Raw genomic sequence first — 13,822 nt, 5'->3', positions numbered from 1 at the left:
CGGCGGAGTCCCGGAAACGGGGAAGGCCCCGAGTCGAATTCGACTCGGGGCCTTCCCGTGTGACGGTGTGACGATCAGTGATCGTGCTTGCCGGCAGCGGCGTTCTGCGCCTCCGCCAGCACCTCGAGCATCTTGTGCTCTTCCTCGTGGGCGATGGCCACGTTCTCCGCCTGCTCCGACGCGGGGTCGGCGCGCAGGAAGGAGCCGGTGCCGGGCTTGCCGGCGGAACCGAGCTTGACCATCTTCTTGGGCACCGGGGCGCCCTGGTACTCCAGCGGAACCGGGTGACCGTGCGAGTCGACCGGGCCCAGCGGCTGGTGCACCTCGATGTACTCACCGTGCGGAAGCCGCTTGATGACACCGGTTTCCACGCCGTGCTCGAGCACCGCGCGGTCGCTGCGCTGCAGGCCGATGCAGAACCGGTACGCGACGAAGTACGCGATCGGCGGGGCCAGCAGCAGGGCGATGCGGAAGAACCAGGTGGTGGCGTTCAGCGAGATGTTGAACTTCAGCGCCAGGATGTCGTTCACACAGGCCAGGGTCAGCACCATGTAGAACGTGATGGCCATGGCACCGATGGCGGTGCGGACCGGCACGTCGCGCGGACGCTGCAGCAGGTTGTGGCGGGCGGTGTCGCCGGTGAGGCGCTTCTCGATCCACGGGTAGGCGATCAGCACAGCGAACACCGCGCCCATGATGAGCGCGACCCAGAACGGCGCCGGAACCGTGTAGCGGCCCAGGTACAGCTCCCACGGCGGCATGAGACGCGCCATGCCGTCGGTCCACATCATGTAGAAGTCCGGCTGCGAACCCGCGGAGACCTGAGACGGGTTGTAGGGACCCAGGTTCCAGATCGGGTTGATCTGGAAGACGCCACCCATGATGGCGACGACGCCCAGGGTGAAGGCGAAGAACGCGCCCTGGTCGGCGGCGAACACCGGGATGATGCGAGCGCCGACGACGTTCTTCTCGGTGCGGCCCGGTCCGGGGAACTGGGTGTGCTTCTGGTACCACACCAGCGCGACGTGCGCGGCGATGAGCGCCAGGATGATGCCCGGCAGCAGCAGCACGTGCGCGATGTACAGACGCGGAATGATGATCGTGCCCGGGAAGTCACCGCCGAAGATCAGCCAGTGCATCCAGGTGCCGATGACCGGGATGCCCATGGTGATACCACCGAAGGCGGCGCGCAGACCGGTGCCGGACAGCAGGTCGTCCGGGATCGAGTAGCCGAAGAAGCCCTCGAACATGGCCAGGATGAGCAGCAGCGAGCCGATCACCCAGTTGGCCTCACGCGGCTTGCGGAACGCGCCGGTGAAGAAGATGCGGAACAGGTGGATGATGATCGACGACGCGAACAGCAGCGCCGCCCAGTGGTGCACCTGGCGCACGAACAGACCGCCGCGCACCTCGAAGGAGATGTTCAGCGCGGTCTCGTAGGCACGCGACATGGTGACACCGCGCAGGGGCTGGTAGGCGCCCTGGTAGACGGTCTCCGACATGGACGGGTCGAAGTACAGCGTCAGGTAGATACCCGACAGCAGCAGGATGATGAACGCGTACAGCGCGATCTCACCGAGCAGGAACGACCAGTGGGTCGGGAAGACCTTGTTGATCGACCGCTTGGCGAACGCCGCGACGCGGTAGCGCTCGTCGATCTCGTTGGCCTGGACGGCCACTTTGCTAGGGCTCATGAACGACGCTCCCAGTAGGCCGGGCCGAGGGGCTCGATGAAGTCGTGCTGGGCGACCAGGTAGCCATCGGCGTTGACGGTGATCGGCAGCTGCGGCAGCGCACGCGCGGCGGGACCGAAGACCGGCTTACCCCATTCGGTCGCCGAGAACTGCGACTGGTGGCAGGGGCACAGGATCCGGTTGGTCTGCTGCTCGAACAGCGAGGTGGGGCAGCCGAGGTGGGTGCAGATCTTCGAGTAGGCGAAGTAGTCGCCGAAGTTGAAGCTCTCCTGGCCCTTGCGCTTGATGGCGTGCTCGGCGTCGTGCGGGCGCAGACGGATCAGCATGACCGCGTTGCGGATTCCGCGCAGCGACTCCAGGGTCGCGTGCTCGTCCCCGCGCCAGGATTCCTTCCAGGGGAAGACGGTCTCCATGGCGCCGGCGTCCAGATCCTCCGGCTTGACGAGGACGATGTCCTCGGGGCGGCCGGTGTCGCGACGCAGGTAGATGGTCTCGCCCGGGTAGTCCGGGGTCCAGCCCGAGACCCACAGCGGCGACTTGTCGCGCTTGGCCCACGGGTTCTTGATCATGCCGCCGACGAAGACGAACAGCGCGCCGACGCCCAGCAGGCCGACGCCCAGGCCCGCGGTGCGGGTGATGAGCTTGCGGCGGCCCAGGGTGGAGGTCTCGGCGGCGTCCTGCAGCTGCGCGACCAGGGTGCGGCGGTCGACCTCCTTGGACGTGCCGTCGTGGCGGTCCTGGATGGAGATCTCGGCCGGGATGAAGTGCTTGCGGATCAGCACGACCGCGACGCCGACGGCCAGCACGGCGATGCCGAGGGTGAGGCCGTACAGCGGGGTGGTCAGCGTGTACATCGCGTTGCCGTCTTCGTGCCGGCCCTTGTATTCCCAGGGCCAGAACAGGTAGACGCCGATCAGCGCGGCGCCCATGAGGGCGGAGATGCCGAACCACAGCGCCACCCGGCGCTCGGCCCGCTTCTCGGCCCGGGTACCCGGGACCGGCCAGCGCGGGGCGCGGTAGGCGACGTCGACGCCGTCGAGCTCGGTTCCGAGCTTGACCAGCTCGTCCCGCGACATGGCGTCGAGCTGCTCATCGGTGGGTTCGGTGGGGTTGTCCCCCATGGTGTTTCGCTCCTGTTCGCTCATGACCGGGAACCGATCCACATCGCGGAGCCGACCAGGACCACGATGCCGACGACCCAGATGGCCAGGCCCTCGGTCGCGGGGCCGAAGCCGCCGAGGCCGTAGCCGCCCTCGGACGGGGTCTCCATGCGGTCCTTGATGTAGGCGACGATGTCCTTCTTCTCGTCCGGCGACAGCTGCCGATCGGAGAACTTGGGCATGTTCTGCGGGCCGGTGAGCATGGCCAGGTAGATCTGCTGCTCACTGGCCGGCTCCAGCGGGGGCGCGAACTTGCCGGACGACAGCGCGCCACCCTTGCCGGTGAAGTTGTGGCAGGAGGCGCAGTTCATGCGGAACAGCTCGCCACCACGGCCGAGGTCACGTCCCTCGACGATGGAGTCCTGCGCGATGTCGCCGTTGCTGTCGCGCAGCACGGAGGGACCGCCGCCCTGGGACTGGACGTACGCGCCGAGCGCGTCGGTCTGGTGCGCGTCGAACTTCGGGGGCTTGCGCACGATCTGCGCCTCGTTGCGGGCGGCGGGCATACGACCGGTGGAAACCTGGAAGTAGACCGCGGCCTCACCGACGCCGATCAGGCTGGGGCCGCGATCCTGGACACCCTGCAGGTTGGCACCGTGGCAGGTGACGCAGGAGGTGTCGTAGATCTGCTTGCCCTCGCGGATCAGCGCGGACTGGTCCTCTTTCGCGGTGGCGACCTGAGCCTGCGGGGTCAGGGCCGACGCCGCGAAGCCGGCTCCGACGAGGCCCATCAGGAGAACCAGACCGCCGGCCAGCTTCCGACGCATCCGGCGCTGCTTGCGGATCTTGGTGGCCTGGCCGATCCCCTCGGGATCTGGCGCTGACGGGGGAGATGAACTCATCTGTGTCCCTTTGGAGTAGACGGAACCGACTTGTACAAGTTTGTGTTTCGCCGACGCGGGCAGTCCCGGAGAGGCGGGTGCCGTGCCTCGGCGCGTCCGGTGCTAGCGGACGAAGTAGATCGTGGCGAAGAGGCCGATCCAGACGATGTCGACGAAGTGCCAGTAATAGGAGACGACGATCGCCGCCGTGGCCTGCGCCGGGGTGAACTTGCTGAGCTTGGTGCGGATCAGCAGGAACACGAACGCGATGAGACCGCCGATGACGTGCAGACCGTGGAAGCCCGTGGTGATGAAGAACACCGAGCCGTACACGCTGCTGGAGATCGAGGTGCCCTCCGAGTACAGGGCGTGGTACTCGGTGGCCTGGCCACCGACGAAGAACGCACCCATCAAGAAGGTGAGCAGGTACCAGCGGCGCAGGCCGAAGACGTCACCCTTCTCGGCGGCGAACACGCCCATCTGGCATGTGAAGGAGGAGGCGATCAGCACCGCGGTCACCGGCACGGCGAGCTTCATGTTCAGCTCGGTCGGCTCCGGCGGCCAGTTTCCGTGCGCCTGCGCGCGAGCAACGAAGTACATGGCGAACAGGCCGGCGAAGAACATCAGCTCGCTCGACAGCCAGATGATGGTACCGACGCTGACCATGTTGGGCCGGTTCAGCGAATGCACACGCTGGGTAATGGCCGATCCTGGGGTCCCTACTGCGGTCGTCACGCGGTAAGTATGACTTGTCGTAGTACGACAGGCGTAGGCGGGTACGAAACTTTGTCGTACGTGTCGGAAAGCCCAGGGCGAGCAGGTGTCTCGGCGGGACTCTCGGCGTGTCCCCGCAGAGCCTAGATTGCGCAGGTAAGAGGAAGCTGAGCCCTGATGAGAGGGAGAGAAGCAGTGATGTCGTGGTGGCGGCGATTACTGGGACGCGGCGGCACAACTGACCTGGATCCGGGGCGCCCGGATCTGGTCGTGGTGGCCTCGAGTTTCGATGATGCGGAGGCCTGTTCGGCGGCCCTCGGCAAGGCCCTGGACTGGTCCTCCGACCAGCCGGTGGTGCTGCGGCACCATCTGCGGGTGCCCGCGGCCCAGGTGAGTGCGGTGCAAGTCATCGCCGCTCAGATCGGCTATGACACCGCCTCGGTGGACACGGCCGACCCCGCGAACCTGGTGCTGCAGCGTGTGCAGGTGCTGGACGCCCTGCACTGTTCCCAAGAGCGTTCCCGGATGGCCGGACTCGCCCAGCGCTACGAGGGCGACGTGCTGGGCTGGGACGCGCTGCAACCGGCCGGCGGTCCCGGCGAAAAGAACTAGGCCCGCACACTAGGCTGGCCCCAACCACACTGGTGTCCGGCATCGACCGGCAACGGGAAGAGAAGGCGATGAGCGCGCGCAGCTGGCGGGAAATCCTCGGCATCCTCACCGACGGCAACGACATGTCCTCGGACGAGGCCGCGTGGGCGATGAACGAGATCTTCTCCGACAATGCCACCTCCGCGCAGATCGCGGCGTTCGGTGTCGCCCTGAAGATGAAGGGCCCGACCCCGGACGAGCTGAGCGGCCTGGCCACCGGCATGCTCTCGCACGCCAAGCGGGTGCCGTTCGAGGGCGCGGCGGTGGACATCGTCGGCACCGGCGGTGACCGCTCGGGCAGCGTGAACATCTCCACCATGTCCTCGATCGTGGTGGCGGCCACCGGGATTCCGGTGATCAAGCACGGTAACCGGGCGGCCTCGTCGAAGAGCGGCGGCGCGGACGTGCTGGAGGCGCTGGGCGTGAAGATCGCGCTCGGGCCGGAATCGGTGGCCGAGTGTGTGCGGCAGACCGGTATCGGGTTCTGTTTCGCGCCGGTGTTCCATCCGTCGCTGCGGTTCGCGAGTCAGGCGCGCGGGGAGATCGGGATTCCGACGGTCTTCAACATCCTGGGCCCGCTGACCAATCCGGCCCAGCCGAGCGCGGGCCTGATCGGCTGCGCGTTCCCGGATCTGGTGGCGGTCATCGCGGGCGTGTTCGCGGGTCGCGGCGCTTCGGCGCTGGTGGTGCGCGGCAATGACGGCCTGGATGAGATCACCACCGCGGACACCACCGATGTGTGGGTGGTCGCGGGCGGCCGGTCGCACGAAACCACCATCGACCCAACGAAACTCGGCATCGAGCGGGTGGATCCGGTGGCGCTGCGCGGCGGCGACGCGGAGATGAACGCGGTGATCGCCCGCGCCATGTTCGCGGGCGACCCGGGTCCGGTGCGGGACGCGGTGCTGCTGAATTCGGCCGCGGCGCTGGTGGCGTTCGACCTGACGGCCGAGGAGGTCGACCAGGATCTGCACGCCAAACTGGCGGTGGCGCTGGAGCGGGTCGCCGAGACGGTGGACTCGGGTGCGGCCTCGGCGCTGCTGGACCGCTGGGTCACCGTCTCCAACCAGCTCGGCGCGAACTGAGCCCGGAACTTCGGGCCCGATCGAGCGGGGGCGTCAGGCCCCGGCGGAGTCCACGGCGTGCTTGAAACGACGCATGGCCTCGAAACTCTTGATGCCCGGTGCGGTTTCGAGGGAACTGGAGACGTCGACGCCGAACGGCCGGTGGGTCGTGATCACCTCGGCGATATTGTCGGGGCTGAGACCGCCGGCCAGCACCACCTGTCCGGGCGTCTTCTCCAGCCAGTCCGGGAATTCGGCGAAGACGCCCGATCCGATGCTGGCGTCGTAGAAGAAGTACTCGCAGGCCTGGTCCGGGGTGGGTTCGGTGGCCGAGCAGTAGGCCAGGTTCGGCAGGTCGGTCCAGTTGTAGAGCTGGATGACGTCGAAGTCGCCGATCACCTCGGCGACCTCGCTGCGGTCGAACGCGACCACGAAGGAGCGGATCCGGCCGCGCGCGTAGGCGGCCAGCTCGCGCGCCCGGGCGGGTTCGACATACCGTTTGCTCTTGGTGGTGCCGACCACGCCGATGGCGGTGTAGCCGAGTTCGACGGCCCAGTCGATCTGTTCCTCGGTGGTGAGCCCGCACACCTTCACGAACATGGTTCCTGCCCTCTCGTGGAAGATTTCCTCCGAGTGTCCTGAGAATTCCGGCCACCCAGCTGTGTGTTTGCCGTTCGGTCTCCGAGGCGGCGTTACAGTTTCGTCATGCGATACGGAGTGGTCCTACCCGGCCTGGTGGTCGTGTTCCTGGGCATCGGCATTCCGGTGAGCTCCGCTCACTGGGCTCACGACGAGTCCAACGCTCCGGGCAGCCTCTCCGTGGACGGCCACAGCTACGGCCTGCCGGACGACTGCGTGACCATCCGCAGTGTGCCGCGCCGGCTCAGCGTCGACAACGAGACCGCGCTGCGGGCCCGGGTGTACCTGTTCCCCGGCTGCAAGGGCGGCGTCACGCACACCATCGAGCCGGGGCACTCCGGTACCGCGCTGGGCGCGTCGGTTCAGACCCGCTGACATCCGTCCGGTTCCGCTGACTCTGTCGGCTATTCGCCGATCGAGAAGCCGGCCTCCACGTCCGCGCGCGAGTAGGACTTGAACGCGATGTGGGTGGCCGTGCGCAGCACGCCCGGCGTCTTGTTGATCCGGCCGGTGACCACGTCGGCGATCTCCTCGTGGTCGCGCACGCGGACGACCGCGATCAGGTCCACATCCCCCGCGCACGAATAGACCTCGGCCACCCCCTTGATGTCGGCCAGTTCCTGCGCGGTCTCCGGAATCCGATCCGGTTCGGCGGAGATCAACACGATCGCGGTAATCATGTGCCCAACTCTAGGTGATGGCCGGAACGGCAGCGTCCGGGATCGGCGCGGGTCAGTCCGGGATCGAGTCGGTGTGGTCGAGGGGTTCGCCGAGCAGGTCGCCGGCGGCACGGTGGATCTTGTCCAGAGCCGACATGAGGTGGCGGCGTTCGGCGGCGGTGAGGTCGGCGGTGACCTTGTCGGACAGGGCCTTCCGCTCGGCTTCGACGGGGTCGCGGAGCGCGCGGCCGTGGTCGGTGAGCCAGAGCCGGACCAGGCGGTTGTCCTTGTCGTCGCGGCGGCGGGTGAGCAGGCCGGCGGCGGCCATCCGGGTGGCCATCTTGACGACGGTCGGTGTGGTGACGTTCAGCGCGGCTGCCATCTCCCCCGGTGTGCGGCCGTCCCGTTCCCACAGCACGGCCAGCACGTGATTCTGGCCGAGGTGCAGGCCGAGGCGGCGCATATCGCGATCGGCCAAGGCGCGCAAGGCTTTCGAGGTGCGGCCGTGCAGGTCGAGGAAGTCGGCTGAGCCTTCGGCGGGCATGTGGCCTCCGGTCGGGTTGCGGGTCTTGACCATCAATCGTTAGCCGTCTAACGTTTTTCAGTAGACGGCTAACGATCTGGAGATGTCATGCTACTGCTGACCGGAGCGACCGGGAACATCGGCCGCGAACTCACCCGCGTCCTCGATGCCGAAGACCTCGATTTCCGTGCCCTGGTACGCGATCCGGCACGGGCGGCGACCTTGCCCGCCCACGCCGAGGCCCGCCTGGGCGACCTCGACGATCCCGCGAGCCTGGCACCGGCCATGACCGGAGTCACCAGCCTGTTCCTACTGGTCCCCGGCGTCGGACTCGACCACACCCGAAACCTGCTGCACGCCGCCGAGCGGGCCGGGGTGGGCCGGATCGTCATGATCTCGTCCGCCCACGTCCTGGTCGAACCGCTGCCCGCCATGGGTAGCTGGCACCACGAACGCGAGAACCTGGTGCGCGCCAGTGGAATTCCGGCCACGATCCTGCGGCCGGGCGGCTACATGTCCAATGCCCTGGAGTGGATTCCCGCCCTGCGCGCGGGCGACCCGATCCTCGATCCCTCCGGTCCCGGCCGGTTCGCCCCGATCGATCCGGCCGATATCGCCGCGGTGGCGGCCCGCTGCCTCACCGAGCCCGGCCACACCGGCGCGGCCTATCACCTCACCGGCGCGGAGTGCCTGACCGTCGGCGAGCAGGTCGCCATCCTCGCCCGAATCCTCGACCGCGACATCAAGATTCGCGAAGCCGCGACGCCCGAGGAGGCGGTGGCCGCCCGCTTCCCGAACGGCGCTCCCCCGCCCCTGGCCAAGGCCATCGTCGAGGGCTTCGCCCTCATGCGCGCCGACACCGTGGGCGCGCGCACCGATACGGTGGCCGAGTTGCTCGGCCGTCCGCCGCACACCTTCGCGGAATGGTGTGCAGCCCACCGCGAGGCGTTCGCGGAGTGACGCGATCGAGGCGAATTCACGTGCACCAGTGACGGGATTCGAACCCGTGATCTCTTCCTTGACGGGGAAGCGAGGACTCCGGACTCCTCTACACCGGCTGGACCACCCCACGTCCTGCGCGCCAGGGCGTCGGTGGCGCCGATGACACTAATGACACGTCGCGGAAAGCGACACCGAATTTCCGCGGCAGGTCACCCGAGGTCCGCGCGGGCCACCACCGGTGCGCCCCAGGAAGATCGGGGCGCACCGGGCGGTCACCACTGGCCGGGAACGTATTCGCCGCCCAGTTGGCCGGAGATGACGTTGAGGCGGTTCCAGGCGTTGATGGTGGCGATGAGGGAGATCAGCGCGCCGATCTGGTCGTCGTCGTAGTTCTTGCGGACCTGGGCCCAGGTTTCCTCGGAGATGCCGCCGCCGTCGGCGAGGCGGGTGCCCTCCTCGGTGAGGGCGAGGGCCGCGCGCTCGGGCTCGGTGAAGACGGTGGATTCCTTCCAGGTCGCGACCAGGGCCAGGCGGACCGCGGTCTCGCCGGCGTGGGCGGCGTCCTTGGTGTGCATGTCCAGGCACATGCCGCAGCCGTTGATCTGCGAGGAGCGGATCTTGACCAGTTCCTGGGTGGCCTTGGGCAGGCTGGACTCGTCGACGACGCGGGCCGCGGTGACGAGGCGCTTGTTGAACTTGGCGGCGACTTCGTTCTCGTACAGGGCGAATCGGGTCATTGTCTTCTTCTTTCTCGATGCTGCCGGTTGCCTTCGTCAGGTTGACGACGCGGCCCGAACAGGTGTGACATCGGGACAGATGTGACACCGGTCACTCTGCCAGAAGCGAGTCCGCCGGTCGCCGCGAATCCCGATTTCGCGAAATCACCCCCATGGAAGTGGATCCGGCGCGATCATGATTCGGACGATTGTGAACCGACCGGTAGTCACATTCCGGCTACCTAGGGGGTTGCGATGCTCGACACAGGCAGACATCGGAGAATCTCACCCAGTGGTCAATGGCAAGGAGTCCGCCCTCAACTGGGGCGCGTCCGGCCCGGCCGCCATCACCGCAGAACATCGAATCAGTTCCGCACCAAGGCCATCCAGGCCCTGCTGCCCGGAGCGACCGTCATCGCGCTCGCGGCGGCCGCCGCCCCCGCGCACGCCGACGCCGCACCCCGGCCGGTGCAGATCGATTCCATCACCGGCCTGTCCCAGGACATGCTGGGCGCCATCAGCGCCATGCAGACCTTCAACATCCCCGGCATGGACCTGCCGGGCCTGAACCTGCCGGCGCTGTTCACCCCCGACACCGCGATCGTGGTGCTCGGCTACGGCCTGCAGCCCGACGGCTCGATGCGCCCGGAATTGATGGCCCGCCTCTACGCCGGCTACGTCTCGGCCCTCCTCTCCCCGCAGGCGCCGGTCATCGTGACCGGCGGCAATCCCCAGAACGGGGTCACCGAGGCGGACGCCATGGCCGACTGGCTGGTCGAGCGCGGCATCGACCGCAATCGCATCCACACCGAGACCAAGGCGAATTCGACGGTCCAGAACGCGGCGTTCTCGGCGCAGCTGATGGATGTCATCGGCGCGCACGCGGCGATCCTGATCACCTCCGCCGACCACATCGCCCGCGCCCTGACGAATTTCCAGGCGGCCGGGATCGCGGTGGTCGCGACCTTGACCCCGGATTCCACTCCCCTGTCGGCGCAGCCGTTCGGCCCGTCCAGGTAGCCGCGGCCGAATGCCGAAGGCTCGCCGGTCGATTCGACCGGCGGGCCTTCGCGTTCCGCGGCTCAGGCGAGATAGCGGGCGATGCTTTCGGCGACGCAGGCGGGCTTGTCCTGGCCTTCGATGTCGACGGTGACCGTGCGGACGGCTTGGACGCCGCCGGGGATGTCGGTGACGGCGTCGAGGGTCGAGCGGCCGCGAATGCGGGTGTCGACCAGGACAGGGTTGAGGAAGCGAACCTTGTTGAGGCCGTAGTTGATCGCCATGGTGGCGGCGCTGACGGTCATGACCTGGGCGGTCATCGGGACGATGAGCGACAGGGTGAGGAAGCCGTGGGCGATGGTGCGGCCGTAGGGGCCCGCGGCGGCGCGGGCGGCGTTGACGTGGATCCACTGGTGGTCGTCGGTGGCGTCGGCGAAGGTGTCGATGCGCTGCTGGTCGATGGTGATCCAGTCGCTGACACCGAGTTCGGTGCCGGCGGCGGCGCGCAACTGGTCGAAGTCGCTGAAGTCGATCATGCTGGGTTCCTCCGGCTAGGCGTATCGCTGTTGGAGTTCGCGTTTGAGGATCTTGTGGGTGGGTCCCATGGGCAGTTCGGTGACGAATTCGACGCGGCGTGGGTACTTGTACCGTGCCACATGCGCTTTCGCGTAGTCGATGACCTCGTCGGCGGTGAGCGGCCCGGACGGCACGACCACCGCGAGGATCTCCTCGCCGTAGTTCTCGTCCGGCACACCGATGACAGCGACCTGCGCGATGTCGGGGTGCCGCAGCAGCGCGGCCTCCACCTCGGTCGGGTACACGTTGAACCCGCCGCGGATGATCATCTCCTTGATCCGGTCCACGATGCGCAGGTAGCCGTGTTCGTCCTTGATGCCGAGGTCGCCGGTGCGGAACCAGCCGTCCACCATGACTTCCGCGGTGGCCTCGGGCCTGCCGGTGTAGCCGCTGAAGACGTTGTGGCCGCGCACCACGACCTCGCCGATCGTGCCGGCCGGCTGCAGGTCGATGCGGTCGCGCACGTCGGCGGCGGCGATCTCGACGTCGACGCCCCACACGGGATGCCCGACGGTGCCGATCTCAGGGCCGAGCAGCGGCTGATTCACCGTTGCGGTGGGCGAGGTTTCGGACAGGCCGTAGCCCTCGAGGATGTGCGCGCCGTACACCCGCTCGAACTCTTCGATGATGACCGGCGGCATGGCCGCGCCGCCGCTGATGCACAGCCGCAGCTCGGGCAGTTCGGTCCGGTCCCGCGCGGCCTCGAGCAGGCCGTGGTACATGGTCGGCACGCCGTGGAAGGTGTTGACGTTCTCCCGCATCATGAGCTCGATGGCCTGTGCCGCATCGAATCTCGGCATGAGCACCAGGGTCGCGCCGAGCCGCCAGTGCGAGTTCATCGACACCGTCTGCCCGAACACGTGGAACAGCGGCAGCGCGCCGAGCGCGATGTCCTCGCGCTCGACCTCATTGGCGTCGAAGGCGTTCACGGTGGCGCACATGACCATATTGAGGTGGCTGAGTTCGGCGCCCTTGGGACGGCCGGTGGTGCCGCTGGTGTAGAACACGACGGCGGTGTCGAGCGGGCTGCGGGCGACGAACGCCGGAATCGCCTGCCCGGTCAGCTCTTTCGGGTTGACGCAGTCGATGCCCGCGCGGGCCGCGGCCTCCTTGCCGACGGCCTCGACCATCGGGTGGCAGACCATGACCGTGGCTCCGCTGTCGCGCAGCACGTATTCGGCCTCGTCGGCGGTGAGCAGCAGATGCACCGGCACCACGGTCGCGCCCGCCGCCAGGATGGCGAAGTACACGCGCGGGAAGTCAGCGGTGTTGGGTCCCATGAGCGCGACCCGGTCGCCCGGCCGCACCCCGAGTTCGATGAGCGCACCGGCCTGTTCGCGGGCCTGCCACCACAGGTCGCGGAAGGTGATGCGCTGGTCGCCTTCGATCAGGGCGAGGTGGTCGGGTCGCCGCCACGCCGGTTCGGCGAGGATGCTGGCCAGGGAGAGAGTCGCGTTCATGGAGACCTCGGTTCGATCGGATCGGCTGTCCGGGCGGCGCGCCCTACAGCCCCATGTCCTTGGCGATGATCATCTTCATCACTTCGCTGGTGCCGCCGTAGATGCGGTTGACGCGGTTGTCGGCGTAGAGGCGGGCGATCGGGTACTCGTTGATGAACCCGTAACCGCCGTGCAGCTGCAGGCAGCGGTCGATGACCCGGTGCGCGACCTCGGTGCAGAACAGCTTGGCGGAGGCGGCGTCGGCGGGGGTGAGGGTGCCTTCGTCGAGGGCCTCTAGGCCGCGGTCGACCACGGCCTCGGCGGCGTCCACCTCGGCCTGGCAGGCGGCAAGCTCGAACTTGGTGTTCTGGAAGCTGGCGACCGGCTGCCCGAACACGTTGCGCTGCTGCGTGTATTCCTTGGCGAAGCGGATCGCGGACTTGGCCTGCGCGTAGGCGCCGACGGCGATGGACAGGCGCTCCTGCGGCAGGTTCTGGCCCAGGTAGGAGAAGCCCTTGTGCTCCTCGCCGAGTAGATCCTCCACCGGCACCTCGACGTCGGTGAAGTTGAGTTCGGCGGTGTCGGAGACCTTGAGGCCCAGCTTGTCCAGCTTGCGGCCGACGCTGTAGCCCGGGGACTTGGTGTCGACCACGAACAGCGAGATGCCTTGGCGGCGATCGGATTCGCCGGGCGCGGCGGTACGGGCGCAGACGATGACGCGGTCGGCGAGCACGCCCCCGGTGATGAAGGTCTTGGACCCGTTCAGCACATAGTGCGTGCCGTCCGCGGAAAGCTTTGCGGTGGTGCGCATTCCGGCCAGGTCGGAGCCGGTCCCGGGCTCGGTCATGGCGATGGCGAACATGATCTCGCCGGTGACGAAGCCGGGCAGCCAGCGCTGCTTCTGCTCCTCGGTGGCGAGGTTCTTCAGGTAGGGCAGGCACAGCCCGACGTGCACTCCGGAGCCGCCGAACGACACCGCCGCGCGGGCGCACTCCTCCATGAGGATGGCCTGGAACTTGAACGACTCGATGCCCGCCCCGCCGTACTCCTCGGGCACCTCGATACCGAAGACGCCGAGTTCGCCGAGCTTGTAATAGAAGTCGCGCGGCGCGATTCCGGCGGCGTACCACTCCTCGTAGACGGGGACGACCTCGGATTCGATGAACGCGCGCACGGTCTCGCGGAAGGCGTCGTGATCCTTGTCGAAAACTGTTCTCTGCATTGA

At 67.8% G+C, this 13,822-nt stretch carries 16 protein-coding genes and 1 tRNA gene; 5 read left to right on the top strand and 12 right to left on the bottom strand.

Annotated features, from left to right (window positions below; all coding sequences use genetic code 11):
- Positions 1-74: 74 nt before the first annotated feature.
- The 4 genes from qcrB to ctaE form a co-directional block, all read right to left on the bottom strand.
- The gene (gene qcrB / locus ON33_RS06700) at positions 75-1,694 is read right to left on the bottom strand and encodes a cytochrome bc1 complex cytochrome b subunit (RefSeq protein ID WP_040856558.1); all 1,620 of its coding nucleotides are present in this window, start codon (positions 1,692-1,694) and stop codon (positions 75-77) included.
- The gene (qcrA, locus tag ON33_RS06695; protein ID WP_040856556.1) at positions 1,691-2,839 is read right to left on the bottom strand and encodes a cytochrome bc1 complex Rieske iron-sulfur subunit; all 1,149 of its coding nucleotides are present in this window, start codon (positions 2,837-2,839) and stop codon (positions 1,691-1,693) included. The genes qcrB and qcrA overlap by 4 nt, the downstream gene beginning before the upstream one ends.
- Positions 2,836-3,696 carry a cytochrome bc1 complex diheme cytochrome c subunit gene (gene qcrC / locus ON33_RS06690; protein ID WP_040856555.1) on the bottom strand — a complete coding sequence of 287 codons (861 nt, stop codon included), beginning with the start codon at positions 3,694-3,696 and terminating at the stop codon, positions 2,836-2,838. Before qcrC ends, qcrA begins: the two co-directional genes overlap by 4 nt.
- Positions 3,697-3,798: 102 nt before the next feature.
- Positions 3,799-4,410, bottom strand: coding sequence for an aa3-type cytochrome oxidase subunit III (gene ctaE / locus ON33_RS06685; protein ID WP_083868641.1), 612 nt, complete (start codon positions 4,408-4,410; stop codon positions 3,799-3,801).
- A 156-nt stretch (positions 4,411-4,566) separates the two neighbouring features.
- On the opposite strand from ctaE, the gene ON33_RS06680 reads away from it, so the two are divergent.
- Complete coding sequence (locus tag ON33_RS06680) at positions 4,567-5,001, top strand: hypothetical protein (RefSeq protein ID WP_040856550.1); 435 nt, start codon at positions 4,567-4,569, stop codon at positions 4,999-5,001.
- Positions 5,002-5,069: 68 nt separating this feature from the next.
- Positions 5,070-6,125, top strand: a complete 1,056-nt coding sequence (gene trpD, locus ON33_RS06675; protein WP_040856547.1) for an anthranilate phosphoribosyltransferase — start codon at positions 5,070-5,072, stop codon at positions 6,123-6,125.
- A gap of 33 nt (positions 6,126-6,158) precedes the next feature.
- Here trpD and ON33_RS06670 read toward each other — a convergent pair whose 3' ends face one another.
- A complete protein-coding gene (locus ON33_RS06670) occupies positions 6,159-6,704 on the bottom strand; it encodes a phosphoribosylanthranilate isomerase (protein ID WP_040856545.1) in 546 nt (181 codons plus the stop codon).
- Between the two features lie 105 nt (positions 6,705-6,809).
- On the opposite strand from ON33_RS06670, the gene ON33_RS06665 reads away from it, so the two are divergent.
- Entirely contained in the window at positions 6,810-7,118 is a 309-nt protein-coding gene (locus ON33_RS06665) for a hypothetical protein (protein WP_040856543.1), read from the top strand.
- A 29-nt stretch (positions 7,119-7,147) separates the two neighbouring features.
- Here the strand turns inward: ON33_RS06665 and ON33_RS06660 are convergent, their stop codons facing one another.
- Complete coding sequence (locus ON33_RS06660) at positions 7,148-7,423, bottom strand: Lrp/AsnC family transcriptional regulator (protein ID WP_040856541.1); 276 nt, start codon at positions 7,421-7,423, stop codon at positions 7,148-7,150.
- A gap of 52 nt (positions 7,424-7,475) precedes the next feature.
- Positions 7,476-7,946 (bottom strand): MarR family winged helix-turn-helix transcriptional regulator, encoded by a 471-nt coding sequence (locus ON33_RS06655; protein ID WP_040856686.1) that lies wholly within the window; start codon positions 7,944-7,946, stop codon positions 7,476-7,478.
- Between the two features lie 87 nt (positions 7,947-8,033).
- Here ON33_RS06655 and ON33_RS06650 point away from each other — a divergent pair, with 87 nt between their 5' ends.
- Positions 8,034-8,885, top strand: a complete 852-nt coding sequence (locus ON33_RS06650; protein ID WP_040856539.1) for an NAD(P)H-binding protein — start codon at positions 8,034-8,036, stop codon at positions 8,883-8,885.
- Positions 8,886-8,908: 23 nt separating this feature from the next.
- Here the strand turns inward: ON33_RS06650 and ON33_RS06645 are convergent.
- Positions 8,909-8,983, bottom strand: a tRNA-Asp gene (locus ON33_RS06645).
- A 156-nt stretch (positions 8,984-9,139) separates the two neighbouring features.
- Positions 9,140-9,604, bottom strand: a complete 465-nt coding sequence (locus ON33_RS06640) for a carboxymuconolactone decarboxylase family protein (protein ID WP_040856538.1) — start codon at positions 9,602-9,604, stop codon at positions 9,140-9,142.
- Positions 9,605-9,838: 234 nt separating this feature from the next.
- On the opposite strand from ON33_RS06640, the gene ON33_RS38000 reads away from it, so the two are divergent.
- A complete protein-coding gene (locus tag ON33_RS38000) occupies positions 9,839-10,603 on the top strand; it encodes a YdcF family protein (RefSeq protein WP_051151718.1) in 765 nt (254 codons plus the stop codon).
- 62 nt (positions 10,604-10,665) lie between these two features.
- Here ON33_RS38000 and ON33_RS06630 read toward each other — a convergent pair whose 3' ends face one another.
- Genes ON33_RS06630 through ON33_RS06620 form a run of 3 tightly spaced genes read right to left on the bottom strand, consistent with a single transcriptional unit; the run spans position 10,666 to position 13,819 of the window.
- Positions 10,666-11,118 (bottom strand): MaoC family dehydratase, encoded by a 453-nt coding sequence (locus ON33_RS06630; protein WP_040856536.1) that lies wholly within the window; start codon positions 11,116-11,118, stop codon positions 10,666-10,668.
- 15 nt (positions 11,119-11,133) lie between these two features.
- Complete coding sequence (locus ON33_RS06625; protein ID WP_040856534.1) at positions 11,134-12,618, bottom strand: long-chain-fatty-acid--CoA ligase; 1,485 nt, start codon at positions 12,616-12,618, stop codon at positions 11,134-11,136.
- A gap of 43 nt (positions 12,619-12,661) precedes the next feature.
- The gene (locus tag ON33_RS06620; RefSeq protein WP_040856532.1) at positions 12,662-13,819 is read right to left on the bottom strand and encodes an acyl-CoA dehydrogenase family protein; all 1,158 of its coding nucleotides are present in this window, start codon (positions 13,817-13,819) and stop codon (positions 12,662-12,664) included.
- Positions 13,820-13,822 lie beyond the last annotated feature (3 nt).

The organism is Nocardia niigatensis NBRC 100131, assembly GCF_000308655.1.
GTDB classification, from domain to species: Bacteria; Actinomycetota; Actinomycetes; order Mycobacteriales; family Mycobacteriaceae; genus Nocardia; species Nocardia niigatensis.
This window is presented reverse-complemented; position numbering and strand designations above follow the sequence as displayed.